Origin of the sequence: Pseudomonas extremorientalis (assembly GCF_001870465.1) — a bacterium.
Taxonomy (GTDB): Bacteria; Pseudomonadota; Gammaproteobacteria; order Pseudomonadales; family Pseudomonadaceae; genus Aquipseudomonas; species Aquipseudomonas extremorientalis.
In genome coordinates this window covers 172,162-196,293 of sequence record NZ_MDGK01000041.1, presented here as the reverse complement: position 1 = coordinate 196,293, position 24,132 = coordinate 172,162, and the positions used below count along the sequence as shown (strand labels likewise).

General features: G+C 61.0%; 21 protein-coding genes. 9 read left to right on the top strand and 12 right to left on the bottom strand.

Annotation, left to right across the window (positions count from 1 at the left end):
• Positions 1–50: 50 nt before the first annotated feature.
• On the top strand, positions 51–485 hold the full coding sequence (locus BFN10_RS17265; protein WP_071490694.1) for a winged helix-turn-helix transcriptional regulator: 435 nt from the start codon (positions 51–53) through the stop codon (positions 483–485).
• Between the two features lie 8 nt (positions 486–493).
• Here BFN10_RS17265 and BFN10_RS17260 read toward each other — a convergent pair whose 3' ends face one another.
• Positions 494–1,336 (bottom strand): alpha/beta fold hydrolase, encoded by an 843-nt coding sequence (locus BFN10_RS17260; protein ID WP_071490693.1) that lies wholly within the window; start codon positions 1,334–1,336, stop codon positions 494–496.
• A 226-nt stretch (positions 1,337–1,562) separates the two neighbouring features.
• Between BFN10_RS17260 and BFN10_RS17255 the strand changes: the two genes are divergently transcribed.
• Complete coding sequence (locus BFN10_RS17255) at positions 1,563–2,150, top strand: LysE family translocator (RefSeq protein ID WP_071490692.1); 588 nt, start codon at positions 1,563–1,565, stop codon at positions 2,148–2,150.
• On the opposite strand, the gene BFN10_RS17250 is transcribed toward BFN10_RS17255, so the two are convergent.
• The 9 genes from BFN10_RS17250 to gloB form a co-directional block, all read right to left on the bottom strand.
• A complete protein-coding gene (locus tag BFN10_RS17250; protein ID WP_071490691.1) occupies positions 2,092–2,967 on the bottom strand; it encodes an AraC family transcriptional regulator in 876 nt (291 codons plus the stop codon). The genes BFN10_RS17255 and BFN10_RS17250 overlap by 59 nt on opposite strands.
• A 49-nt stretch (positions 2,968–3,016) precedes the next feature.
• Entirely contained in the window at positions 3,017–6,508 is a 3,492-nt protein-coding gene (locus tag BFN10_RS17245) for a hypothetical protein (protein ID WP_071490690.1), read from the bottom strand.
• A 158-nt stretch (positions 6,509–6,666) separates the two neighbouring features.
• Positions 6,667–8,268: an ABC transporter ATP-binding protein gene (locus BFN10_RS17240; RefSeq protein ID WP_071490689.1), complete on the bottom strand. Its 1,602-nt coding sequence runs from the start codon at positions 8,266–8,268 to the stop codon at positions 6,667–6,669.
• A 1-nt stretch (position 8,269) separates the two neighbouring features.
• Positions 8,270–9,289: an ABC transporter permease gene (locus tag BFN10_RS17235; protein WP_071490688.1), complete on the bottom strand. Its 1,020-nt coding sequence runs from the start codon at positions 9,287–9,289 to the stop codon at positions 8,270–8,272.
• 1 nt (position 9,290) lies between these two features.
• Positions 9,291–10,367, bottom strand: a complete 1,077-nt coding sequence (locus tag BFN10_RS17230) for a microcin C ABC transporter permease YejB (RefSeq protein WP_025857226.1) — start codon at positions 10,365–10,367, stop codon at positions 9,291–9,293.
• A complete protein-coding gene (locus BFN10_RS17225) occupies positions 10,368–12,206 on the bottom strand; it encodes an extracellular solute-binding protein (protein WP_071490687.1) in 1,839 nt (612 codons plus the stop codon).
• The gene (locus BFN10_RS17220; protein WP_071490686.1) at positions 12,203–14,032 is read right to left on the bottom strand and encodes an extracellular solute-binding protein; all 1,830 of its coding nucleotides are present in this window, start codon (positions 14,030–14,032) and stop codon (positions 12,203–12,205) included. Before BFN10_RS17220 ends, BFN10_RS17225 begins: the two co-directional genes overlap by 4 nt.
• A 209-nt stretch (positions 14,033–14,241) precedes the next feature.
• On the bottom strand, positions 14,242–15,657 hold the full coding sequence (locus BFN10_RS17215) for a lytic transglycosylase domain-containing protein (RefSeq protein WP_071490685.1): 1,416 nt from the start codon (positions 15,655–15,657) through the stop codon (positions 14,242–14,244).
• A 98-nt stretch (positions 15,658–15,755) separates the two neighbouring features.
• Complete coding sequence (gene gloB / locus BFN10_RS17210) at positions 15,756–16,523, bottom strand: hydroxyacylglutathione hydrolase (RefSeq protein WP_071490684.1); 768 nt, start codon at positions 16,521–16,523, stop codon at positions 15,756–15,758.
• 65 nt (positions 16,524–16,588) lie between these two features.
• Between gloB and BFN10_RS17205 the strand changes: the two genes are divergently transcribed.
• The 5 genes from BFN10_RS17205 (at position 16,589) to BFN10_RS17185 (ending at position 21,691) form a co-directional block, all read left to right on the top strand.
• Positions 16,589–17,347 carry a class I SAM-dependent methyltransferase gene (locus BFN10_RS17205; protein ID WP_071490683.1) on the top strand — a complete coding sequence of 253 codons (759 nt, stop codon included), beginning with the start codon at positions 16,589–16,591 and terminating at the stop codon, positions 17,345–17,347.
• Between the two features lie 30 nt (positions 17,348–17,377).
• Positions 17,378–17,830 carry a ribonuclease HI gene (gene rnhA / locus BFN10_RS17200; protein WP_071490682.1) on the top strand — a complete coding sequence of 151 codons (453 nt, stop codon included), beginning with the start codon at positions 17,378–17,380 and terminating at the stop codon, positions 17,828–17,830.
• 70 nt (positions 17,831–17,900) lie between these two features.
• Positions 17,901–18,641, top strand: coding sequence for a DNA polymerase III subunit epsilon (gene dnaQ / locus BFN10_RS17195; protein ID WP_165447934.1), 741 nt, complete (start codon positions 17,901–17,903; stop codon positions 18,639–18,641).
• A 204-nt stretch (positions 18,642–18,845) separates the two neighbouring features.
• On the top strand, positions 18,846–21,101 hold the full coding sequence (locus tag BFN10_RS17190) for an Orn/Lys/Arg family decarboxylase (RefSeq protein WP_071490681.1): 2,256 nt from the start codon (positions 18,846–18,848) through the stop codon (positions 21,099–21,101).
• 8 nt (positions 21,102–21,109) lie between these two features.
• Positions 21,110–21,691, top strand: coding sequence for a GNAT family N-acetyltransferase (locus BFN10_RS17185; protein ID WP_083351445.1), 582 nt, complete (start codon positions 21,110–21,112; stop codon positions 21,689–21,691).
• Here BFN10_RS17185 and BFN10_RS17180 read toward each other — a convergent pair.
• Complete coding sequence (locus BFN10_RS17180; protein ID WP_071490679.1) at positions 21,688–22,581, bottom strand: LysR substrate-binding domain-containing protein; 894 nt, start codon at positions 22,579–22,581, stop codon at positions 21,688–21,690. The two genes, BFN10_RS17185 and BFN10_RS17180, sit on opposite strands and share 4 nt — an antisense overlap.
• A gap of 109 nt (positions 22,582–22,690) precedes the next feature.
• Between BFN10_RS17180 and BFN10_RS17175 the strand changes: the two genes are divergently transcribed.
• On the top strand, positions 22,691–23,035 hold the full coding sequence (locus BFN10_RS17175) for a hypothetical protein (RefSeq protein ID WP_071490678.1): 345 nt from the start codon (positions 22,691–22,693) through the stop codon (positions 23,033–23,035).
• Between the two features lie 61 nt (positions 23,036–23,096).
• Here BFN10_RS17175 and BFN10_RS17170 read toward each other — a convergent pair whose 3' ends face one another.
• Positions 23,097–23,333, bottom strand: coding sequence for a hypothetical protein (locus BFN10_RS17170; RefSeq protein ID WP_058426290.1), 237 nt, complete (start codon positions 23,331–23,333; stop codon positions 23,097–23,099).
• A gap of 228 nt (positions 23,334–23,561) precedes the next feature.
• On the opposite strand from BFN10_RS17170, the gene BFN10_RS17165 reads away from it, so the two are divergent.
• Positions 23,562–24,119 carry an NADPH-dependent FMN reductase gene (locus BFN10_RS17165; protein WP_071490677.1) on the top strand — a complete coding sequence of 186 codons (558 nt, stop codon included), beginning with the start codon at positions 23,562–23,564 and terminating at the stop codon, positions 24,117–24,119.
• Positions 24,120–24,132 lie beyond the last annotated feature (13 nt).

The window sequence follows — 24,132 nt, the reverse complement described above, 5'->3', positions numbered from 1 at the left end:
TGTTGGTCCTATAATGCAACCTTATTTTGCAAGTGCCCGGAGGCCCGACGATGAAACGCAAATGCCTGGAAGGCGATGGCTGCCCGGTGGCCCGTGCCCTGGACGTGGTGGGCGACTGGTGGACGTTGTTGATCATCCGCGACGCCTTTGCCGGAGTAACACGTTTCGGTGATTTTCAAAAACACCTGGGCGTGGCGAAAAACATCCTCGCCACACGGCTCAAGGACATGGTCGAGCAAGGCCTGTTGCAGACCAGCGAAGTCGGCGCACGCAGCGAATACCAACTCACCGACAAGGGCCGTGCGCTGATGCCGGTGCTGGTGACGCTGGCGCAATGGGGCCAGGCCTATACCGAGCCGGAGGAGGTCGGCGCGCAAGTCTTGGATGCGCGCTCGCTCAAGCCACTGCGCAAGGTCGAGATCCTCGCCGAGGATGGCCGGGTGTTGGGCATCGGCGACATCGTCACCCAGATGCCCGGCACTTGAGGCGGTGCCTATTTGCCGTCGAGGAAGCCCAGCAGTGCTGCGTTGAACAACGCCGGGTCTTGCAGGAACGCAAAGTGGCTGGTGTTCGGCAGGATCAGCAGGCCGGCGCCGGGGATGGTTGCGGCCATGTACTCGGTGTGTTCGCGCTTGATCGCTTCGTCATGGTCGCCATCGGCAATCAGGATCGGCGTCTTGATGCTTTGCAATTGTGCGTCAGTCCAGTTCGGCTGGCTGGCCCACATATGGCTGATCTGCTCGACAAACGCGTCGTACTCTTTCGGCGTCGGCGACAGCTTGGCGTACTCCTTGCCGGCGCGCTCGATGAAGGCGGCGAAGGTCGGGTTCTTCTCGACGCCTTCCTTCACCCCAGCGGTCTGGGTGTTGGCGGCGAAGGCGAAGACTTTGCCGAGGCGGTCCGGGTGACGCAGGGCCAGGTCGATGCCGATAATGGCGCCGTCGCTCCAGCCGACGATGTCGGCGCGGGGGATTTTCAGGTGGTCGAGCACGGCCACCACGTCATCGGCCATCAAGTCATAACCATAGGGTTTTTCGTCCCGCGAGCTGCGTCCGTGGCCGCGGCTGTCGATACTGATCACCGTGTGCCTGGCTGCCAGGGCCTTGACCTGATTACCCCAGTAATCGGAGTTGGACAGGCCGCCATGCAGCAGCACCACCGGCGAGCCATGGCCGGTACGGGTGTAGTAGACCTTGATGCCGTTGACGGCGGCATAGCCGGTCTTGGCACCGGCCACGGGGGCGGGTGTTGGCGGCAGCGTTTCCCAGCGCTCAGCGGCTTGGGCGGCGGAAAAACACAACATCAGACAGGCGGCTGCCAGCAGGCGACGTGACATGGCGGTTCCTTTTTTTGATCAGTAGGAATTGAACTCTAGCATCGGCCCCCGCACGGCAAATACGCATTTTTGCCTATCACAATCGCCTGTGCGAAAGAAAAAAATACAGTTATATCAATGGAATAAAAGCGTCTAAGCGAGCGAGGGGCATTTTCTTCAATACCTCGACCGAGCGGCCCCTTTACCGTGGTCCCATCGTCACTCGCTCGAATAACAAGGAACTGCAATGAGTCTGATCATTTCCATGGCTGCCTTCGCACTCGCCACGTCTATCACCCCCGGCCCGGTGAATGTGGTTGCACTGAGTTCGGGGGCGCGTTTCGGTTTTGTCGCCAGCCAGAAACACGTCTTGGGGGCCGCCGTGGGCTTCACCTTGCTGCTGGTGTTGATTGGCCTGGGGTTGCATGAGGTGCTGATACGTTGGCCGATACTGACCCAATTGATCCAGTGGGGCGGGGTGGCTTTTCTGCTGTACATGGCCTGGAAACTGGCGGTGGACGATGGTCGGTTGGACGCCGATGGCAGTGCCACGGCGCCGTCGATGCTGTACGGCGCGATCATGCAGTGGCTCAACCCCAAGGCCTGGCTGGCGTGTGTGGCCGGGATGGGGTTGTTCGTCGCTGATGGCGATGCACGGCAGGTGTGGTTGTTTGCCGGGCTCTACCTGGTGATCTGCTATCTGTCGGTGGCGTGCTGGGCCTATGCCGGCACGTTTCTGCGGCGCTACCTGGGCAACCCCCAGGGCGTGCGCATATTCAACCGTTCAATGGCCGCGTTGCTGGTGGCCAGTGTGGGTTATTTGCTGATGGCTTGAGCACGTCGCGGTATTGCCCTGGCGTTGCGGCGAAATGCTGTTTGAACGCGCGCTGGAAATGCGCCTGGTCGGCAAACCCCGCCGCCAGGGCCACGTCGGCGATGGGCGCGCCCTGACGCAATCGGGCGCGAGCGAACTGGATGCGCTGGTTGACCAGGAAGGCATGGGGTGTCAGCCCATAATATTGCTTGAAGGCGCGGATCAGGTAGGACGGCGACAGTTCGGCCGCCAGGCAGATGTCTTCCAGCTTCACCCCTTCGGTGCAGTGCGTGCGGATGTACTCGGCGGCCCGCTCCAGCTTGTGGTTGACCTCGCGCAGCGGGGTGCCGGCTGGGTTGAGGCGCTGTTGTACGTCGCTGAAGTAACTCACCAGCGCGTCCTGTTTCTGCAAGTGCTCGGCCTGTTCATCGACCAGAATGCGGTACAACTCCAGCAAGCCACGGTACAGCACGGCGTCCTGGGTATGGGGCGTATTGAACGGTCGGTAACCCTGGTCGGTGCTGAAGCCCAACTGATGCTGCAACTCCGTCAGCCAGGGCGTGTCGATGTACAGCATCTGGTAGGACCACGGCTCATTGTCGATGGGGTTGCAGGCGTGCACATCGCCCGGATTCATCAACACCACCGTGCCGGCGCTGATCTGGAATGTCTCGCTGCCGTAGTGGTAATAGCTGCGCCCGGTGGTGATCGCGCCGATGGAAAAATGCTCGTGGGCATGCCGGCTGTAGGTGACCTTGCGCCCATCGGCGATGGTCCGTGCCTCGATAAAGGCCAGCGCGGGGTCACGCCAGAAATACGGAGCAGTGGCAGCAGTCATGGGCGGGGGCTTCCTCGCAGCAGTTGAACGGGCAGGCGAGCAGCGTCAGCTAAAAGTCGCCATTATTCAAGCTCCAACGTACCGGCGGTGCACAGCGGCGCAGGTAGTCGTCCCATGGATCGTAACCGGCCACGGCCTCAGCCAGGGTGATCGGCTGCCGGGCCTTTTCACGCAGGGCCTCGCCGTCATGCAGCATATGCCGCTCGACGATCACACTCATCAAGGCGCGGGTGCGTGGTGAGTCGAAGGTGCGCGGCACCCGGCGTCCGAAGAGGTCCGGCTCGGGGATTTCGGCGGGCGCAAGGCTGTCGAGTTGATGGATGGTCAGGTCGGTTGCCGCCGCGGTCAGCGCCACCTCGGCAGGTCGGGTTCCTTGCGCGTAGGCCGGCCAGTCGAAACGCATCCAGGCACCGCTGGCACCGTCCTCGGCCGCCTGCATGACCTGCTCGTAGTCAAGGTCTGGACGTGGACGAACCAACAGGTGCCGGGGAAAAACTTCATAGAACTTTCTGTTGCTGTAATGCGAGACATACATCAGTACACCGAACCGGCCGACGTCGCCGTGCCTCTGGGTGAGACCGAAAAAAAGCACCAGGCCGTATTCCAGGGCTTCACGACTGGGCAGGGTCAGGTGCGACAAGCCGTAACGGAGCGCGGTCCCGTAGGCTTCTTTCAACTGCCCGAGCTTGCGATCAAAGGTGTCGAAATAAAGCCGATTGATCGGAGTGAGCAAGTGGAATTGCCGAGCCAATTCCCGGTATTTGACTCCAGCGTTTGTCGAGTGCCAGCGTTTAGAGGTGACATCCAGGGCACCGGCACTGTGCAGGTCGACGAATGAGTACAGAGGCCCCGTATACACGCCCTCGAAGCGGCCGTCTTCGGAAAACGGCGAGTGTTCCGGTAGCCACATCAGCACTCGCTCTTCAAGCAAGGTGTTGTCGGCATACACTCGGCGCAGATCTTCCAGTGCGGTCTGGCGCAAGGTCACCACGGGCTGCGCAAACGTCTCGATGGCAGCGGCCAGGCTGGCACGCTGTCGATTGAGGCCTTCCAGTGCGGTATTGATCGCCAGCACGTCGTAATGCGGTCGAGGGTCCAGCATGCCGTTGACCACGGCCCATTCCAGCACCGGTGGCGTTGCTTCGCTGCTTTCGAGGAAGCGCTTCCAGCTGCCATGTGGCGCCAGCCCGGCCAGGAACATGATCTGCTTGTAAGTCAATTGACGGGAAGACCCCGGCATGACCTTTTCCATATACATGACGTATTGATGATACAGCACCCAGGTCTGGGCGCTCAGGCAAGGCGTGGCGTCGGGTATGTCGCGTACGAGCAAATGTGGACCCTTTTCGCTCAGCAACAGGTGCGCGGCCAGTGCTGCGGGGGCTGGGTGGAGCCCGGCCAGGCTGCTGTCGATGTACTGGCGTATGAACGGCACGTGCTCACCCCAGAAGTAATCGTCGTGCCAGTCGACCAGATTGATCCGGTTCGGGTACGCATCGGGCTCGGGGTCCAGGCTCAGGATCAGCGCTGCCAGTATCAGTGCACTGCGGCTGCCACTTTCCGTGCGCTCGCCGGCGTGGCCGCCATGCCAGTGCAGGGCGCTCGACAAAGCGTCTGCCAGTTGCTGGGCCAAGGGTGTTGCGAGCAGGCGGACCATGAGGAAATCCGCTTCCACCCGTACGTCGGCCACCGACTTGCCGGTGACGATGGGCTGGCCGAGGTACGCGAACAGCGGCACGTCCTGGTCGGCCGTGAAGCGTTCGATGATGCGCATAATCTGCGTGCGCTGGAGCACCGACAGTTTCCAGGCTGAGGGTTGTGAACCAGACAGTGGCTTGAGCGCTCGCCAGTAGTGGCCCTGACGCGCCGGCAGCGGTTGGCTGACGCTCAGTTGTTGCAACGTCAGACGTGCCTCGTGCAGTGTGTGGGGGCGCGCAAGGTGATAGAGCCTCAGTGCCTGGCTGAGCGTCACCTTGAAATGACTGCGCAAGTACCCGCCTGTCTTGGCGGCTACCAGCTTCAGGCGCGACACCACAGGGGCAAGTTCAACATTGCTCATCACTGGGTCGGTCAGGGTTTTCCAGGTGCCGTCCAGGCCATTGGCGCCAACGCTACCCTCGGCAGTGAGCAATACGTGGCTGGCAGGGTCGACGCGTTCCCGGGTGCGGATGGCCAGGAAGTCAGGGTGGTCGGTCAGCACGTGGATCTGGGCGTAGGCTTTTTTAACGGTTGCCTGGAGTGTGTCCGGGTCAACGCTGGCGTCTACCTCAAACCGATCGGCATCATTCAGGTTCCCGCCAGCGATCACCGTCGACAAGGCGTTGCGCAGCACGTGGCGATCATTGAGCAGGCCGATGTACTGCCGATAGCGATACAACTCGCCGAACGACCGGGCACTGTTCAATATCACCGGCACCGCAGGCGCCGGCCAGTCGCGCAGTCGTTGGCTCAGGAGGCTGACCTCCGTCTTGCTGAGCGGGCACTCGATGGCATACGCCTGCAAAGCCCCGGCCATACTGATGCGCTGGTCGGTATAGACATGGCTGCCCAGTTGTTCGCCAAGTGTGGCCAACCGGTTCCAACGCTCATCGGATGCCTTTGACACCAAAGTATTTATTTCGCGCCCGCTGTCCGGGCTCAGCACACACAACACTTGCCGCTGGTAATCGAAGTAAGCGGGCGCGGGGGCGTCGTCCGTGCTGCCCAGGTCGTGGCTATTGATGATCGCCTGCAACAGGCCAGCCGCCTCCTTGAGGTTTCTGGACAATCGCGAATCGGATGTCAGAGACAGCACGGTGCGGTAGATGTCCAGCGCGTCAAAGCTGTTCTCATCCTTGGCCAGCGGTTGCAGGGCCTCTGCCAACTGCCGATAGTCGAGCATCTGCTGGCCCAACTCGGCGTAGCTCATCGACTTGCTGCGCCCGTTATCGTCAAAGCCGGGAAAGCCCTTCAAGGCGTCGAGTTCTTCGACAATGGTCTGCGCCTGCAGGCGGTTGGCAGGCATCGGCAAGCCATGGAATGCCAGCGTCAGGTTCAAGGGGAATGTGCGTACGCCGGTGGGAGGTTCAGGTTCGATATACGGCATGCCCAGCTCTGTCGGGTCCACCAGTTGGCTGATGTAGATGATCGGGTTGGCCAGCGTCCACCAGGCGGACGCGTCGGCCAGGGTGTAGACCCTGGGCTGCCCGTGGGCCGCCACGCTGAGTCGGCTGTTGTGCACGCGTAGCGTGGCCAGATCAAACCCTTGGGCCTTGGCCCAGTCAATGAAGTCTTTCTGATTGATGGCCTTGCAAAAGACTTCGCACCATTGGCCCAACTGCGAATGCTGGACCATTGGCACGGGATACGTGGGAGGCGGTAATGATTGGTTCGAGGCGATGGCCAGGAGGCGGTTCAAGTGGGCGATCAGGGTTGTGTCGCCTTCGCTGCGCAGGGATTGGCGTTCGTTCAGGTAGCCGATAGAAGGGCTGACACTGAGTGGCAGCGGCGTGTCGCCGGGCAGGCTGTCCCAGGTCAGGGCGAGGGCGTGGATGTCATCCATGAGAGCTGTTCCGGTTGATGAAACCCCGGATGATCAGCCGCGAGGATAGGGCATTTGTAGCAGGTGTTTCCTGCAAGTCCGTGGCTTGCGTCAGCCACGGCGGCAAGGCTCAGGCCTGCGGGCGGCAAGCCTTCTCTCAGATTTTTTTCAAAGTTGTGTCAGGCGGGAACCAGGAAAGCGGCTTCCAGCAACTGGCGGGTATAGGCATGCTGCGGATCCGCAAAGATCGCCTGCGCATCCCCTTGCTCCACCACCTGCCCATGCTTGACCACCATCAACTGGTGACTCAGCGCCTTCACCACCGCCAAGTCATGGCTGATGAACAGGTAGGTCAGGTTGTACTTGGCCTGCAGGCTGCGCAGCAGTTCCACCACCTGGCGTTGCACCGTGCGGTCGAGGGCCGAGGTGGGCTCGTCGAGCAGGATCAGGCGTGGCTTGAGCACCAGCGCGCGGGCGATGGCAATGCGTTGTCGCTGCCCGCCGGAGAACTCGTGGGGGTAGCGATGCCGGGATTCCGGGTCCAGGCCCACTTCCTTGAGCGCCGCGATAATCGCCGCTTCCTGTTCGGCCGGCGTGCCCATCTTGTGGATGCGCAAGCCTTCGCCGACGATCTCGCTGACGCACATGCGCGGGCTCAGGCTGCCGAACGGGTCCTGGAACACCACCTGCATTTCCCGGCGCAACGGGCGTACCTGTTGTTGGCTGAGCTTGTCCAGTTGCTGGCCTTCAAAACGAATACCGCCCTTGCTCGCGATCAACCGCAGGATCGCCAGGCCCAGGGTGGACTTGCCCGAGCCGCTTTCACCGACGATGCCCAGGGTCTGCCCTTGGGGCAGACTGAAGTTTATACCGTCCACCGCCTTGACGTAGTCAACGGTGTTGCGCAAAAAGCCCTTCTTGATCGGGAACCACACTTTCAGGTCATCGACCTCCAGCAACGGTGGGCCAACATCGTTGGTCGCCGGGCCGCCGCTGGGTTCTGCCGCCAACAACTCCTGGGTGTACGGGTGCCGGGGTGACTGGAACAGCGTCTCGCACTCCGCCTGCTCGACGATGCAACCCTTTTGCATCACGCACACGCGGTGGGCAATCCGGCGCACCAGGTTGAGGTCATGGCTGATCAGCAACAGCGCCATGCCCAGGCGCGCCTGCAGTTCCTTGAGCAATTCCAGAATCTTCAATTGCACCGTCACGTCGAGCGCCGTGGTCGGCTCATCGGCGATCAGCAATTCGGGCTCATTGGCCAGGGCCATGGCGATCATCACCCGCTGGCGCTGACCGCCGGACAGTTCATGGGGCAGGGCCTTGAGGCGCTTGTGCGGCTCGGGAATACCCACCAGCTCCAGCAGCTCCAGGGTGCGCTGGGTGGCGACCTTGCCTTGCAACCCTTTGTGCAGGCCCAGCACTTCGTTGATCTGCTTCTCGATGGTGTGCAGCGGGTTCAAGGAGGTCATCGGCTCCTGGAAGATCATCGCAATGCGGTTGCCGCGAATGTGGCGGATGGTTTTTTCCTTGAGGGTCAGCAGGTCCTGGCCGGCATACTCGATGGTGCCGGAGGGATGGCGTGCCAGTGGGTAGGGCAGCAGGCGCAGGATCGAGTGGGCGGTCACCGATTTGCCCGAGCCGCTTTCACCCACCAGTGCGATGGTTTCACCGCGCTTGATATCGAAGCTGACATGGTTCACCACGCGGTGGTGGTGTTCGCCCGTGACGAACTCGACGCAGAGGTCGCGGATTTCGATCAGATTGTCCTGATTCATCTCATTTCCTCGGGTCGAAGGCATCGCGAGCGGACTCGCCGATAAACACCAGCAAACTCAACATGATCGCCAGCACGGCAAAGGCACTCATGCCCAGCCACGGCGCTTGCAGGTTGGATTTGCCCTGGGCCACCAGTTCACCCAGCGACGGCGAGCCGGCGGGCAAACCGAAGCCGAGGAAGTCCAGGGCGGTAAGCGTACCGATGGCGCCGGTGAGAATGAACGGCATGAAGGTCATGGTCGACACCATCGCGTTGGGCAAAATATGGCGGAACATGATCGCGCCGTTCTGCATGCCCAGCGCCCGCGCCGCCCGCACATATTCCAGGTTACGCCCACGCAGGAACTCGGCGCGCACCACGTCCACCAGGCTCATCCACGAGAACAGCAGCATGATCCCCAGCAGCCACCAGAAGTTGGGCTGCACGAAACTGGCGAGGATGATCAGCAGGTACAGCACCGGCAACCCGGACCAGATCTCCAGGAAACGCTGCCCGGCCAGGTCGACCCAGCCGCCATAGAAGCCCTGTAGGGCCCCGGCGATCACGCCGATGATCGAGCTGAGCACGGTGAGGGTCAGGGCAAACAGCACCGACACGCGGAAGCCGTAGATGACCCGCGCCAGCACGTCGCGGCCCTGGTCATCGGTGCCCAGCAGGTTGACGCTGGAAGGCGGCGCGGGGGCCGGCACCTTGAGGTCGTAGTTGATGCTCTGGTAGCTGAACGGGATCGGCGCCCACAACGTCCAGGCGTCCTTGGACTTGAGCAGTTCCTGGATGTACGGGCTCTTGTAGTTGGCCTCCAGAGGGAATTCGCCGCCGAATGTGGTCTCCGGGTAGCGCTTGAGCGCCGGGAAGTACCAGCCGCCGTCGTAGTGCACGGCCAGGGGTTTGTCGTTGGCGATCAGCTCGGCGCCCAGGCTCAGCACGAACAGGATCAGGAACAGCCACAGCGACCACCAGCCACGCTTGTTGGCCTTGAACCGTTCGAACCGGCGGCGATTGAGGGGGGACAGGTTCATCTCAATGCTCCCGGCTGGCAAAGTCGATCCGCGGATCGACCAGGGTGTAGGTGAGGTCGCCGATCAGCTTCACGATCAACCCCAGCAGGGTGAAGATGAACAGCGTGCCGAACACCACCGGGTAGTCGCGGTTGATCGCCGCTTCAAAGCTCATCAGGCCCAGGCCGTCGAGGGAGAAGATCACTTCCACCAGCAATGAGCCGGTGAAGAAGATCCCGATGAAGGCCGAGGGGAAACCGGCGATCACCAGCAGCATCGCGTTGCGGAACACGTGGCCGTAGAGCACGCGGTGGTTGGTCAGGCCCTTGGCTTTGGCGGTGATCACATACTGCTTGTTGATCTCGTCAAGGAAGCTGTTCTTGGTCAGCAGGGTCATGGTGGCGAAGTTGCCGATCACCAGGGCCGTGATGGGCAGCGCGAGGTGCCAGAAGTAATCGAGGATCTTGCCGCCCCAGCTCAGTTCATCGAAGTTGTTGGAGGTGAGCCCGCGCAGGGGGAACCAGTCCAGGTAACTGCCGCCGGCAAACACCACGATCAGCAGGATCGCAAACAGAAACGCCGGGATCGCGTAGCCGACGATGATCGCCGAGCTGGTCCACACGTCGAAGTGGCTGCCGTGCCGCGTGGCCTTGGCGATCCCCAGGGGGATCGACACCAGGTACATGATCAGCGTGCTCCATAACCCGAGGGAAATGGACACCGGCATCTTTTCCTTGATCAGGTCGATGACCTTGGCGTCACGGAAGAAGCTGTCGCCAAAATCCAGCTGGGCGTAGTTCTTGACCATGATCCACAGACGTTCCGGCGCCGACTTGTCGAAGCCGTACATCTTCTCGATTTCCTTGATCAGCGCCGGGTCCAGGCCCTGGGCGCCGCGGTAGCTGCTGGAGCCGGCCACCGACACCTCGGCGCCGCCGCCGGCAATGCGGCTGGTGGCGCCTTCAAAACCCTCCAGTTTGGCAATCATCTGTTCCACTGGGCCACCGGGGGCTGCCTGGATGATGACGAAGTTGATCAGCAGGATCCCGAACAGCGTCGGAATAATCAGCAACAGGCGGCGAAAGATATAGGCCAGCATTTAATCGCCTCCGCTCGCCGGATCGGCGTTGGTGTTGGTGTCCGGGATGACGGCCGGTTTGACGTCGGGCTTGGCCCACCAGGTGGATGTGCCGACGTCGTATCGCGGTGGGACTTTCGGGTGGCCCAGGTGATCCCAGTACGCCACGCGGAAAGTCTTGATGTGCCAGTTGGGGATCACGTAATAGCCAAATTGCAACACGCGGTCCAGGGCCTTGGCATGGGCCACCAGGCTTTTGCGCGAATCGGCGTCGATCAACTCTTCCACCAACTGGTCGATGGCCGGGTCCTTGAGGCCCATGTAGTTGCGGCTGCCGGGTTTGTCGGCGCTGGACGATTTCCAGAACTCGCGCTGTTCGTTGCCCGGTGAAGTGGACTGCGGGAAGCTGCCCACCAGCATGTCGAAGTCCCGCGAGCGGATACGGTTGATGAACTGCGACACGTCGACCCGGCGGATCACCAGGTCGATACCCAGGTCGGCCAGGTTGCGCTTGAACGGCAGCAGGATGCGTTCGAATTCGGTCTGGGCCAGCAGGAATTCGATGGTCACCGGTTTACCGGTGGTGTCGACCATCTTGTCATCGACGATGCGCCAGCCGGCTTCCTGCAGCAGTTGGTAGGCTTCGCGTTGCTGGGCGCGGATCATGCCGCTGCCGTCGGTCCTGGAGGGTTCGAAGGCCTGGGTGAAGACTTCGGGCGGGATCTTGTCGCGCAGGGGCTCGAGAATCGCCAGTTCATCCGGGCCGGGCAGGCCGGTGGCGGCCATTTCCGAGTTTTCGAAGTAACTGCGCGTACGCGTATAGGCGCCGTTGAACAGTTGCTTGTTGCTCCACTCGAAGTCCAGCAACAGGCTGATGGCCTTGCGCACGCGCACATCCTGGAACATCGGCTTGCGCATGTTGAACACAAACCCCTGCATCCCGGTGGGGTTACCGTTGGGGATTTCTTCCTTGATCAGCCGGCCCTGGGCGACAGCGGGGATGTTGTAGGCGTTGGCCCAGTTCTTCGCGCTGAATTCCAGCCAGTAGTCGAACTGCCCAGCCTTCAAGGCTTCCAGGGACACGGTGCTGTCGCGGTAGTAATCGGTGATGCGGTTGTCGAAGTTGTAGAAACCCTTAGTGATCGGCAGGTCCTTGGCCCAGTAATCCTTGACCCGCTCGTAGCGGATCATGCGTCCGGCCTTGACCTCGGCGACCTTGTACGGCCCGCTGCCCAGCGGTATTTCCAGATTGCCCCTGGCGAAGTCGCGGGTGGCCCACCAATGCTTGGGCAATACCGGCAGTTGTCCGAGGATCAGCGGCAATTCGCGGTTGTTGGTGCGCTTGAACTTGAACAGAACCTTGAGCGGGTCTTCGGCGATGACTTCGTCGACGTCGGCGTAATAAGTGCGGTAGATCGGTGAACCTTCCTTGATCAGTTCCTGGAAGGTAAATACCACGTCCTCGGCGCGGATCGGGTGACCATCATGGAAGCGCGCTTCCGGGCGCAGGTAGAAGCGCACCCAGCTGTTGTCCGGGGCTTTTTCGATCTTGCCGGCCACCAGGCCGTATTCGGTGATGGGCTCGTCCAGGCTTTGCATGGCCAGGGTGTCGTAGATCAGGCCCAGATTGTCGGCCGGTACACCCTTGCTGATATAGGGGTTGAGGCTGTCGAAGCCGCCCATGGCCGACTCGCGGAACGTGCCGCCCTTGGGCGCGTCCGGGTTGACGTAGTCGAAGTGCTTGAAGTCGGCGGGGTATTTCGGCGGTTCGTTGTACAGCGTCAACGCATGTTGCGGGGCGGCTTGGGCCGCAGTGCACAGCAGCAGGCTGCCGAGCAGGGCAGTACGCAAAGATATCATTGGGCTTTCTCCGAAGCTTTCAGCCACCACGCGCTCAGGCCCAGGTTGTAGGGCGGCGTGGTGACAAAGGCGAACCGGTTGCGGTACGCCAGGCGATGATAGTTGAGGTACCAGTTGGGAATACTGTAGTGCTGCCACAGCAGCACCCGGTCGAGGGCACGGCCGGCGGCCAGTTGCTCTTCGCGGGTCTTGGCGGCCAGCAGTTGTTCCAGCAGGTGATCGACAATCGGGTTGTTGATGCCTGCGTAGTTCTTGCTGCCCTTGATCGCGGCCTGGCTGGAGTGGAAGTACTGCCACTGCTCAAGGCCCGGACTCAAGGTCTGGTTGAGGGTGATCAGGATCATGTCGAAGTCGAATTGGTCCAGGCGCTGCTTGTACTGGGCACGGTCGACGGTACGCAGGCGCGCGTCGACGCCGATGCTGATCAGGTTCTCGACATAGGGCTGCAGGATGCGCTCCAGGTTCGGGTTGACCAGCAGAATCTCGAAACGCAGCGGCTGGCCATCCTTGTTGACCAGGCGTTGTCCGGACAGCTTCCAGCCAGCCTCGCCGAGCAGGGCCAGCGCGCGGCGCATAGTCTCGCGGGGGATGCCGCGCCCGTCGGTCTGGGGCAGGCTGAAGGCTTGCGTGAACAGGTTGGCCGGCAACTGCTCGCGGTAGGGCGAGAGCATCAGCCATTCACGGCCGGTGGGTACGCCGGTGGCGGCGAATTCGCTGTTGGGGTAGTAGCTCAAGGTGCGCTTGTACGCGCTGCTGAACAGGGTGCGGTTGGTCCACTCGAAGTCGAACATCAGTCCCAGGGCTTCGCGCACCTTGGTCTGGCTGAACGTGGGCCGCCGCGTGTTCATGAACAGACCCTGGCTCTGTGTCGGGATTTGGTGGGCGATCTGCGCCTTGATCACGTCACCCCGGTTCACCGCCGGGAAGTTGTAGCCATTGGCCCAGTTCTTGGCCTGGTGCTCGATGTAGATATCGAATTCACCGGCCTTGAAGGCTTCGAAGGCCACATCGCTGTCGCGGTAAAACTCCACCTCGACTTTGTCATAGTTATAGAAGCCCTGGTTGACCGGCAGGTCCTTGCCCCAGTAGTCCTTGACACGTTCGAACACCAGTTGCCGTCCGGGCGTGACCTTGCTGATGCGGTAGGGGCCGCTGCCCAGGGGTGGTTCGAAGGTGGTGGCCTTGAAGTCGCGGTTTTTCCAGTAGTGCTGGGGCAATACCGGCAACTCGCCCAGGCGCAGGATCAGCAAGGGGTTGCCGGCACGCTTGAACACAAAGCGGATGCGGTGGCGGTTGAGGATATCCACCCGCGCCACTTCCTGCAGGTTGGTGCGGTATTGCGGGTGCCCTTCGGTCAGCAAGGTGCGATAGGAAAACGCCACGTCATACGCCGTGATCGGCTTGCCATCGTGAAAGCGCGCTTCGGGACGCAGGTTGAACACCACCCAACTGCGGTCCTCGCTGTACTCCACCGATTGGGCGATCAGCCCATAGCTGGAGGTGGGTTCATCGCCGGAGGGCGCGTACAGACCGGTGCCGACCATCAAGGGCTCATTCAGCTCGTTGACGCCATATTGCAGGAAGTTCGGCGTGGAAACCGGGCTGGAGCCCTTGAAGGTATAGGGGTTGAGGGTGTCGAAAGTGCCAAAGGCCATGACCCGCAATGTCCCGCCTTTCGGCGCTGCAGGGTTTACCCAATCGAAGTGGGTGAATTTGGCCGGGTACTTGAGGCTGCCGAACTGCGCATAACCGTGGCTCTCGGTAATCGTCGCGTTCGCTGCAAAGCTCAAGGCCAGACTTATTAGTAGAAGGAGGGGACGCTTCAAGTCAGAGATCCGATCCAGGCGGCTTGGGCTTTATGATCGGTACAGTAACAGCTTGTTCCGGTTGGAAAAAGCCAGTCGGCTGATGCAGGGCCAATGCGGGAGGGGGCTTGCCCCCGATAGCAATGCATCAGCCAACAGATTCATTGGCTGGCTTACCGCTATCGGGGGCAAGCCCCCTCCCACATGGGGTCCCCATTGTTCCAGAGGCCTTAGCGTGGCCCGGAGACCACCAGCATCTGCCCAGGCTTCAGGGCCTGGCCGGTACGCGGGTTCCAGCGCTTGAGGTGTTGCATCTCGACATTGAAGCGCTTGGCGACCATGTACAGCGAGTCGCCTTTCTTGACCTTGTATTGCACCGGTTTCTTGCTGTCGGCCTTGGCCACCAGCTTGCGCGTGTCCTGCATTACCAGGGTCTGGCCGACCTTGAGGGCCTGGCCGTTGAGCTTGTTCCAGCGTTGCAGGTCATGTACGTCGACCTTGTTGGCCTTGGCAATCAGCGTCAGGTTGTCGCCGGTGCGTACCTTGTAGCTGCGAGTACGCCCGGCCACCCGTGCGGTCTCGACCTCGTCGAACACCTGCTTTTTCGGACGCATTGCCAGCAATTCTTCAGGCTTCATCGTCGAAAGGGTGCTGGTCAGCAGTTGCGCCTTGGAACTGGGCACCAGCAAATGCTGCGGGCCGTCCAGGGTAGTGCGTTGTTTCAGCGCCGGGTTGAGCTGGAACAGTTCGTCTTCGTCGATCTCGGCCAGCGCGGCAACCCGTGACAGGTCCATGCTCTGCTTGACTTCCACCACTTCGAAGTAAGGTTGGTTGGCAATCGGGTTCAGGTTGACGCCGTAGGCCTCGGGTGCCAGCACCACCTGGGACAGCGCCAGGAACTTGGGCACGTAGTCCTTGGTTTCCTGGGGCAGCGGCAGGTTCCAGTAGTCGGTCGGCAGGCCGAGCTTCTCGTTGCGCTCGATGGCCCGGCTCACCGTGCCTTCGCCGGCGTTATAGGCGGCCAGGGCCAGCAGCCAGTCGCCGTTGAACATGTCATGCAGGCGGGTCAGGTAGTCGAGTGCGGCGGTGGTGGAGGCGGTGATGTCGCGACGGCCATCGTAGGCACGGGTCTGGCGCAGGTTGAAGTAGCGCCCGGTGGAGGGGATGAACTGCCAGAGGCCGACCGCATCGCTGCGCGAATAGGCCATCGGATTGTAGGCACTTTCAATCACTGGCAGCAGCGCCAGCTCCAAGGGCATGTTGCGTTCTTCAAGACGTTCGACGATGTAGTGAATGTAGAGGCTGCCGCGTTCTCCGGCATTCTCCAGGAAGGACGGGTTGCTGGCGAACCACAGGCGCTGTTGCTCGATACGCGGGTTGACACCTAGACCGTCCTGCAGTTGAAAGCCCCGGCGCATGCGTTCCCAAACATCCTGGGGCACGTCGGGAGCCGGTTTTTCTGAAAGCCAGATGACGGGTTTCTGTTTGATTTTGGCGGTGAGGTTTGGCTTGGGTTGCACGGTGGATTGTGCGGTGAAATTGCTTGATTGGCAGCCCGCCAGTGTGGCGGACACAGCCACCGCCACAGCTTGAGCCAGGCGGGTCAATGCGTCTGAATGGTTGGATTTACGAATAGATGACGACATTGGCTGGAAGTAAGTTCCGGGCAAAAATGTCGGGCGATTCTAGAAACCCGTTGGGTTCCGGTCAACCATTCAGAAATTGCGTATCAGATTGCTTCCCTTTAGAACTTATCTTTCCAAGCCCTCAAGCTAGCAAACACCTCGGCCCCAGAGCGGTTGTCACGGCCATTCCGTTCGTCCGCTTTTTGTTTAACGGATGTTTCAGAGGTGCGCAGAAAGGGGTTGGTCAGCTTTTCCAGGGCCAGGTTGGAAGGCAGCGTGATCTCGCCTCTGGCCCGCAGTTGGCGTACGTTCTCCACTCGTTCGGCTATATCGGTGTTGTCCGGTTCCACAGCTTGAGCGAACTTGAGGTTACTCTGCGTGTATTCGTGGGTGCAGTACACCAGAGTATCGGCGGGCAGGGCGGCCAGGCGCTCGAGGGAGCTGTGCATCTGTTCCGGTGTGCCTTCGAACAGGCGCCCGCAACCGGCGGCGAACAGGGTGTCGCCACACAACAGCACGCCCGGGTGATAAAAGGCGATATGGCCCAGGGTGTGGCCGGGAACGCTATAGATGTCGAAGTCCAGGCCGAGTACCGTAATGCGGTCGTTATCGTGCAACGCCACGTCCCGCGCCGGGATTTTCTCGTTGGCCGGGCCGTAGACCTTGGCGTCGGTCTCACGCTTGAGTTGTTCGACACCGCCGACGTGATCGTGGTGATGGTGGGTGATCAGGATGTCGCTGAGGCTCCAGCCAGGGTTCTGCTCGAGCCAGGCCAGCACGGGCGCGGCATCGCCGGGGTCGACCACGGCGCAGCGTTGGGTGCGAGGGTCCTGTAACAACCAGATGTAGTTATCGGTGAAGGCGGGCAGGGCACTGATCTGTATCATTCTTCGATTCGCCAAGCTGAACACATTGGTGCATCTTAGAACGTCTAGGCGAGTTGGAGAATGCAATGACTGATAAAGCGTTCGCCCAGGCCGATCCTGAGTGGCTGGCCCTGATCGGCGCGGCCCGCGAGTGGCTGTCCGGTCCCATCGGGCAATTTCTGCTGGACGAAGAACGGCGCATGCTCGAAGACGAACTGGGCCGGTTCTTTGGTGGCTATCTGGTGCACTACGGCCCCTCGGCCGAAACGCCGCCCTGCGCGCCGCAGGTGCAACGTAATGTTCGCCTGGGTGCACCGTTGCCAGGTGTGGAGATCGTGTGCGAGGAACAGGCCTGGCCGTTGAGCGAGCATGCTGCCGATGTGGTAGTGCTGCAGCACGGGCTGGATTTCTGCCTGTCGCCCCATGGCTTGCTGCGCGAGGCGGCGAGCAGCGTACGGCCCGGTGGCCATTTGCTGATCGTGGGGATCAACCCCTGGAGCAGTTGGGGCCTGCGTCATGTGTTCGCCCATGACGGCCTGCGCCAGGCGCGCTGCATCTCGCCGCAACGGGTGGGCGACTGGCTGAACCTGCTGGGCTTCGCGCTGGAGAAACGCCGCTTCGGGTGCTATCGTCCGCCGCTTGCGTCGACCAAGTGGCAGGGCCGCCTGGCCGGCTGGGAACGCCGGGCCGGCGCCTGGCAATTGTCCGGTGGCGGCTTTTACCTGCTGGTGGCGCGCAAGATCGCGGTCGGGCTGCGCCCGTTGCAGCAGGTGCGCCGCGAGCCGATGGGCAAGCTGGTGCCATTGCCGATGGCCAAGGTCAACCGCAAGCAAAGCGATGCGTAATCCTCTTTTTGAATTGATACCGAGCAACCGATGACCGATAGCGTAGAACTCTTCACCGATGGCGCCTGCAAGGGCAACCCGGGCCCCGGCGGCTGGGGCGCGTTGCTGGTGTGCAAAGGCGTGGAGAAGGAGTTGTGGGGCGGTGAGGCCAACACCACCAACAACCGCATGGAGCTGATGGGCGCCATTCGTGGCCTGGAAGAACTCAAGCGCCGCTGCAATGTGCTGCTGGTGACCGACTCGCAATACGTGATGAAGGGCATCAACGAGTGGATGGCCAACTGGAAGAAGCGCGGGTGGAAAACCGCCGCCAAGGAACCGGTGAAAAATGCCGACCTGTGGCAATTGCTCGATGAGCAATGCAATCGCCATGACATCACCTGGAAATGGGTACGCGGTCATATTGGCCATCCCGGCAACGAACGTGCTGACCAGTTGGCCAACCGTGGCGTGGATGAAGTGCGGGGCTACAAGCAGAGTTGAAGGCGACTCACGTGGTAACATCGCGCCCTTTGAAATACACCAAACCGTTGAGAGCTGAACCCTGATGGCCATCCGATCTGTTGTACTCGATACCGAAACCACCGGCATGCCGGTGACCGACGGTCACCGGATCATTGAAATCGGCTGTGTCGAATTGATGGGGCGCCGCCTGACCGGCCGTCACTTCCACGTCTACCTGCAACCGGACCGCGACAGTGACGAAGGCGCAATCGCCGTCCACGGCATCACTGACGAATTTCTCAAGGGCAAGCCGCGCTTCGCCGAAGTCGCCGATGAGTTCTTCGAATTCATCAACGGTGCCCAGTTGATCATCCATAACGCGGCGTTTGACGTCGGCTTCATCAATAACGAGTTTGCCCTGATGGGGCAGACTGATCGCGCGGACATTTCCCGGCACTGCTCGATCCTCGATACCTTGATGATGGCCCGTGAGCGCCACCCGGGTCAGCGCAACAGCCTCGACGCCCTGTGCAAACGTTATGGCGTCGACAACTCCGGCCGTGAGCTCCACGGCGCCTTGCTCGACTCCGAGATTCTCGCTGACGTCTACCTGACCATGACCGGCGGGCAGACCAGCCTGTCCCTGGCGGGCAACGCCTCCGATGGCAGCGGCTCGGCGGAAGGCTCGGGCAACCGTCCTTCGGAAATCCGCCGACTGCCGGCTGATCGCAAACCCACGACGATCATCCGCGCCAGCGAACAGGACCTCGCGGAACACGCGGCCCGGTTGGAAGCGATCGCCAAATCGGCGGGCGCGCCGGCATTGTGGACCCAACTGACCCAGCAATAACCCCTGGATGAACTCGATTGAAACTGTGGGAGGGGGCTTGCTCCCGATAGCGGCAGGCCAGTCGAAACCTGTGTTGACTGATGTACCGTTATCGCAGGCAAGCCCCCTCCCACAATTGATTTCAATTGCCTGTCAATCTTCATTCGCGTCATGCCCGCCAAGCTTCTACCCTTGAGTGCATAGCCCTCAGGACGACAAGCACACATGTATAAAGACCTGAAGTTTCCCGTCCTGATCGTGCACCGCGACATCAAGGCCGACACCGTTGCCGGTGACCGGGTCCGAGGCATCGCCCGGGAGTTGGAGCAAGAGGGCTTTTCTATATTTTCCGCGGTGGACTACGCCGAAGGCAGGCTGGTGGCGTCTACCCATCATGGCCTGGCGTGCATGTTGATCGCCGCCGAAGGTGCTGGCGAAAACACCCACCTTCTACAGAACATGGTCGAGCTGATCCGCTTGGCGCGGCTGCGGGCGCCCAACCTGCCGATCTTCGCCCTGGGCGAGCAAGTCACCCTGGAAAACGCGCCTGCCGACGCCATGAGCGAACTCAACCAGTTGCGCGGCATCCTGTATCTGTTCGAAGACACCGTGCCGTTTCTAGCCCGGCAAGTCGCCCGTGCGGCGCGTACGTATCTGGATGGTCTGTTGCCGCCGTTCTTCAAGGCGTTGGTGCAGCACACGGCTGATTCGAACTATTCCTGGCACACACCGGGCCATGGCGGCGGTGTGGCCTATCGCAAAAGCCCGGTGGGGCAAGCGTTCCACCAGTTCTTCGGGGAAAACACACTGCGCTCGGATCTATCGGTCTCGGTGCCCGAGCTGGGTTCGCTGCTGGATCACACCGGGCCGCTGGCCGAAGCCGAAGCCCGTGCTGCGCGTAACTTTGGCGCCGACCATACGTTCTTCGTCATCAACGGCACCTCCACCGCCAACAAAATCGTCTGGCATTCCATGGTCGGGCGCGATGACCTGGTGCTGGTGGACCGCAACTGTCACAAGTCGGTGCTGCATTCGATCATCATGACCGGCGCCATCCCGCTGTACCTGTGCCCGGAGCGCAACGAACTGGGGATCATCGGTCCGATTCCCCTGAGCGAGTTCAGCCCCGAGTCGATCCGCGCCAAGATCGACGCCAGTCCCTTGACCCGTGGTCGCCCGCCGAAAGTGAAGATGGCGGTGGTCACCAATTCCACCTACGACGGCCTGTGCTACAACGCCGAGCTGATCAAACAGCAATTGGGCAACAGCGTCGAGGTGCTGCATTTTGACGAGGCCTGGTACGCCTACGCGGCGTTTCATGAGTTCTTCGCCGGGCGCTACGGCATGGGCACCTCGCGCACGGCGGACAGCCCGCTGGTGTTTACCACTCACTCCACCCACAAACTGCTGGCAGCTTTCAGCCAGGCTTCGATGATCCATGTGCAGGACGGCGGTGCCCGCCAACTGGACCGTGACCGTTTCAACGAGGCGTTCATGATGCATATCTCCACATCGCCGCAATACAGCATCATTGCCTCCCTGGACGTAGCTTCGGCAATGATGGAAGGCCCGGCCGGGCGTTCGCTGTTGCAGGAGATGTTTGATGAGGCGCTGAGCTTCCGCCGTGCCCTGGCCAATCTGCGCCAGCATATCGCCGCCGAGGACTGGTGGTTTTCCATCTGGCAGCCACCGTCGGTGGCGGGGATCGACAAGGTCGCCACCGCCGATTGGTTATTGCATCCCCAGGATGACTGGCATGGCTTCGGTGATGTAGCCGAGGACTATGTGCTGCTGGACCCGATCAAAGTGACCCTGGTAATGCCCGGTCTCAATGCCGGCGGTGCCTTGAGCGATTGCGGGATCCCGGCGGCGGTGGTCAGCAAGTTCCTCTGGGAGCGCGGTCTGGTAGTGGAAAAGACCGGGCTGTATTCTTTCCTCGTGCTGTTCTCCATGGGCATTACCAAAGGTAAATGGAGTACCTTGCTCACCGAATTGCTGGAATTCAAGCGCAGCTACGACGCCAATATCAGCCTGGCCAGTTGTTTGCCATCGGTGTTTGCCCAAGGGCCGACGCGCTACCAAAGCCTGGGCTTGCGCGACCTGTGTGACCAGTTGCACAGCTGTTATCGCAGCAACGCCACGGCCAGGCATTTGAAGCGCATGTACACCGTATTGCCGGAAATCGCGATGAAGCCCGCCGACGCCTACGACCAATTGGTGAGGGGCGAAGTGGAGGCGGTTTCCATCGACGCCTTGCCAGGACGCATCGCAGCCGTGATGCTGGTGCCTTATCCGCCCGGCATTCCGTTGATCATGCCGGGCGAGCGCTTTACCGAGTCGACGCGCTCGATCATCGACTACCTGGCGTTTGCCCGGACGTTCGATAGCAGTTTCCCCGGTTTTGTCGCCGATGTTCATGGGTTGCAACACGAGGATGATGGCAGCGGTCGTTGTTACACCGTCGATTGCATCAAGGGTTAAGGATGTTTATGCAGGCTGTAATGAACCCGAAGTATCCCGGACTCAGTGTGCGGGTCGCAGATGAAGGCTTTGATGCCTATGTGTGGGGCAATGACTTCAGCTTTGAGGTCAGCGCCTACGGTGAGCCGCAGATGGGCAAGCGGGTCGATCAATGGCCCGTGGAGCGTATCTTGCCGTACCGCAAGTGCTACGGCATTGACCCTGAGGAGTTCGCCAGTTTCCGTGACGCGCCCGACAGTGCGATCTTCATGGCCTACCTGGACGACCGGGCGGTGGGGCACATCGTGGTCAGCACCAACTGGAACGGCTTTGCCCATGTCGACGAGTTGGCGGTGGCCTTGCCTGCGCGACGCCACGGAGTAGCCAAGGCGTTGCTGGATGTGGCGCAGTTCTGGAGCCGCAAGAAAAACCTGCCCGGCATGATGCTCGAAACCCAGAACAACAACCTCGGTGCCTGCCGCTTGTACGAGCGTTGCGGCTATGTGATGGGCGGCATCGACCATCTGCGCTATCGCGGTATCGACCCGCAGACCCGCGAAGTGGCGATATTCTGGTATCGGTTGTTCAAGAGCGAAGCCGGCAACGCTTAACCCGCCAACAAACCCTCGGCCTTCTGCGTCACGATCTCCAGCAGCGCATTCAGCGCCGGGGAGGTCGGGCCATCCTTGAGGGTCAGCGCATACAGGCTGATCATGATCGGCGGCGACACCGGGCACGCATCCAGCCCGGCCTCGCGGGCGCCGAACGCGGTGAACGGGTCGACCACCGCCAGGCCTTCGCCTGCTTCCACCATGCTGCGCATCATCTGGTAGGTCTGCACCCGCGTCTGCACCACCGGCAGCGGGCGCAAGGCTTGCAGCTTGGCGTCCAGCAGGCGGCTGAGCGGGTCCTGGCCCTCCAGGCCGATCATCGATTGTCCGGCGAGGTCCTGCAGCGCAATGTACTTCTGCTTGGGTTTGAGCCAACCATGGGGCGCCAGCAGTTGCAGCTTGCCCTGGGCGAGTACGGTGCAGTGGATCTGCGGGTGCTCCGGGTCATGCAGGCTCAAACCCACGTCGGCTTCGTGCAGCAGCAGGCTCCTGATGATCTCCCGGGTGGTTTGGCTCGACAGGTTGCAGGGCGTGTCCTGGAAGCGTCGGCGCAGCACCGCAATACTGTGCGGCAACAGCTGATTGGCCAGCGGCGGTGTGCAGAGCACGCGCAGGGCAGGGGCATGATGGTTTTTCAGGCGGCTGGCCAGGCGTTGCACCGGCTCCAGGGCCTCATACACATGGGCAATTTCCGCCTGCAGTTCCAGGGTTTCCCGGGTAGCCTGCAAACGCCCGCGCACACTGGCGAACAACATGAAGCCGAGCTGTTGCTCGGCGTCCTTGAGCGCCGAGTCCACATCGCCCACGGGAAGTTGCAACCACTCGGCGGCCGTGCCGAGGTGTCCGGTCTGCAAGATGGCCTGAATCACTTCGATATGACGTAAACGCATCGCCGGAGTCTATGTGCAGCGAGCCGGGTATTCAATAGAATGGCTGCGCTGATCATTAACGACCAAAGCCGGCTGCCGGCATTAACAACAAAAACAGGTCTGGTCTCACATGCCTCTACCCTCGATATTCCTCGGGGTAACGGTCAAGCAACTGCTGGTCCTGGTGACCGTAGGGTGCGTGGCTGCTTATCTCTTCAACAGTCAAAACGAAACCGCGCCGGAAAACCTGGCAATTGAAGCGTTTATCCGTTCCCAGGAACAGGTCATCGAACAGGTGGGGGCGGTGTTGGGTATTGAACTGGTCAGGCAGGTGGTGGCGTACCCAGGCTACAACACGGCGGGCTACCAGCGTTCCATGTTCGCGGTGGAGGGTGAGCGGGGGCGATTGGTGGTGATCGTGAAGAAGGTCGAGGGCGAGCAGGGCATTGAAGTCACCGAGATCCGTCGCCCGTGATCACCCCAGCCCAGTCAACGCCGTCAATGGCCAGGACTGAGCAGGTGGATAAGGCGGGATCTTATGACGCGAGGGTGGTTTGCGATTCGCGCACGAGAATGGTGCCCGATTGGATCAGCTTGAATTCGTCGCCTTCCAGTTTCTCTACACGGTCGCCAATGGCCAGCTTGTAGGTAATGGTAGGTGCCGAGCCAGCCAGGTCGCCTTGCGCCGGGTTGGATTCCTGGAACTCATGCACCGAATACACGCGTCCTTCTGCGTCTCTGGCATGAAACTGTCCGACTAATACTGCTGCCATCTGTTTAGAACCTCTGGAGATAAACACTCGATTTGCGGTTCTGTAGACCGTCATGGAGCTGGGTAGTTTACTTACGGAATAAAAATACTATTCGCCGATGTTTTAAGATGCTTCCTACATGATGCTGCGCAATGCAAGTGCCCGCAGGATTATCAAAAACCTTCTGGTGAACCCGTCGCGAAGACTTTATAACTACAAGCTCCTTTAGTCAGACGTCGGGAAACCCCAATGAGCAAGGTCTACACCATCGCCGTCGTGGTCGGCAGCTTGAGAAAAGACTCGATCAACCGCAAGGTCGCCCTGGCATTGGCTGAACTGGCCCCTGCCAACCTGAAGTTGAACATTGTGGAAATTGGCGATTTGCCGCTCTACAACGAAGACATTGACGGAGCATCACCGCCGGCAGCCTACAGTACTTTCCGCAAACAGGTGAGCTCATCCGACGCGGTGTTATTCGTGACCCCGGAATACAACCGCTCCGTCCCGGCCCCGTTGAAGAACGCCATCGACGTGGGTTCCCGGCCGTACGGGCAGAGTGCCTGGAGTGGCAAGCCGGGGGCGATCATCAGCGTATCGCCGGGTGCGATTGGCGGGTTTGGCGCCAACCATCACCTGCGCCAGTCCCTGGTATTCCTCGATGTGCCGTGCATGCAGCAGCCGGAGGCCTACCTGGGCGGCGCGGGCAGTGTGTTCGATGAGGCGGGCAAGGTGTCCGAGAAGACCAGACCGTTCCTGCAGGCCTTCATCGATGCCTACGGTAAATGGGTCGAAAAACAGCTCGCTTGATCGGGCAATCAGG

Bases quoted from the DNA above. Each gene is read 5' to 3' on its own strand.
- BFN10_RS17265 (WP_071490694.1), top strand. From the start codon at position 51: ATGAAACGCAAATGCCTGGAAGGCGATGGCTGCCCGGTGGCCCGTGCC.
- BFN10_RS17260 (WP_071490693.1), bottom strand. From the start codon at position 1,336: ATGTCACGTCGCCTGCTGGCAGCCGCCTGTCTGATGTTGTGTTTTTCC.
- BFN10_RS17255 (WP_071490692.1), top strand. From the start codon at position 1,563: ATGAGTCTGATCATTTCCATGGCTGCCTTCGCACTCGCCACGTCTATC.
- BFN10_RS17250 (WP_071490691.1), bottom strand. From the start codon at position 2,967: ATGACTGCTGCCACTGCTCCGTATTTCTGGCGTGACCCCGCGCTGGCC.
- BFN10_RS17245 (WP_071490690.1), bottom strand. From the start codon at position 6,508: ATGGATGACATCCACGCCCTCGCCCTGACCTGGGACAGCCTGCCCGGC.
- BFN10_RS17240 (WP_071490689.1), bottom strand. From the start codon at position 8,268: ATGAATCAGGACAATCTGATCGAAATCCGCGACCTCTGCGTCGAGTTC.
- BFN10_RS17235 (WP_071490688.1), bottom strand. From the start codon at position 9,289: ATGAACCTGTCCCCCCTCAATCGCCGCCGGTTCGAACGGTTCAAGGCC.
- BFN10_RS17230 (WP_025857226.1), bottom strand. From the start codon at position 10,367: ATGCTGGCCTATATCTTTCGCCGCCTGTTGCTGATTATTCCGACGCTG.
- BFN10_RS17225 (WP_071490687.1), bottom strand. From the start codon at position 12,206: ATGATATCTTTGCGTACTGCCCTGCTCGGCAGCCTGCTGCTGTGCACT.
- BFN10_RS17215 (WP_071490685.1), bottom strand. From the start codon at position 15,657: ATGTCGTCATCTATTCGTAAATCCAACCATTCAGACGCATTGACCCGC.
- gloB (WP_071490684.1), bottom strand. From the start codon at position 16,523: ATGATACAGATCAGTGCCCTGCCCGCCTTCACCGATAACTACATCTGG.
- BFN10_RS17205 (WP_071490683.1), top strand. From the start codon at position 16,589: ATGACTGATAAAGCGTTCGCCCAGGCCGATCCTGAGTGGCTGGCCCTG.
- rnhA (WP_071490682.1), top strand. From the start codon at position 17,378: ATGACCGATAGCGTAGAACTCTTCACCGATGGCGCCTGCAAGGGCAAC.
- BFN10_RS17190 (WP_071490681.1), top strand. From the start codon at position 18,846: ATGTATAAAGACCTGAAGTTTCCCGTCCTGATCGTGCACCGCGACATC.
- BFN10_RS17185 (WP_083351445.1), top strand. From the start codon at position 21,110: ATGCAGGCTGTAATGAACCCGAAGTATCCCGGACTCAGTGTGCGGGTC.
- BFN10_RS17180 (WP_071490679.1), bottom strand. From the start codon at position 22,581: ATGCGTTTACGTCATATCGAAGTGATTCAGGCCATCTTGCAGACCGGA.
- BFN10_RS17175 (WP_071490678.1), top strand. From the start codon at position 22,691: ATGCCTCTACCCTCGATATTCCTCGGGGTAACGGTCAAGCAACTGCTG.
- BFN10_RS17170 (WP_058426290.1), bottom strand. From the start codon at position 23,333: ATGGCAGCAGTATTAGTCGGACAGTTTCATGCCAGAGACGCAGAAGGA.
- BFN10_RS17165 (WP_071490677.1), top strand. From the start codon at position 23,562: ATGAGCAAGGTCTACACCATCGCCGTCGTGGTCGGCAGCTTGAGAAAA.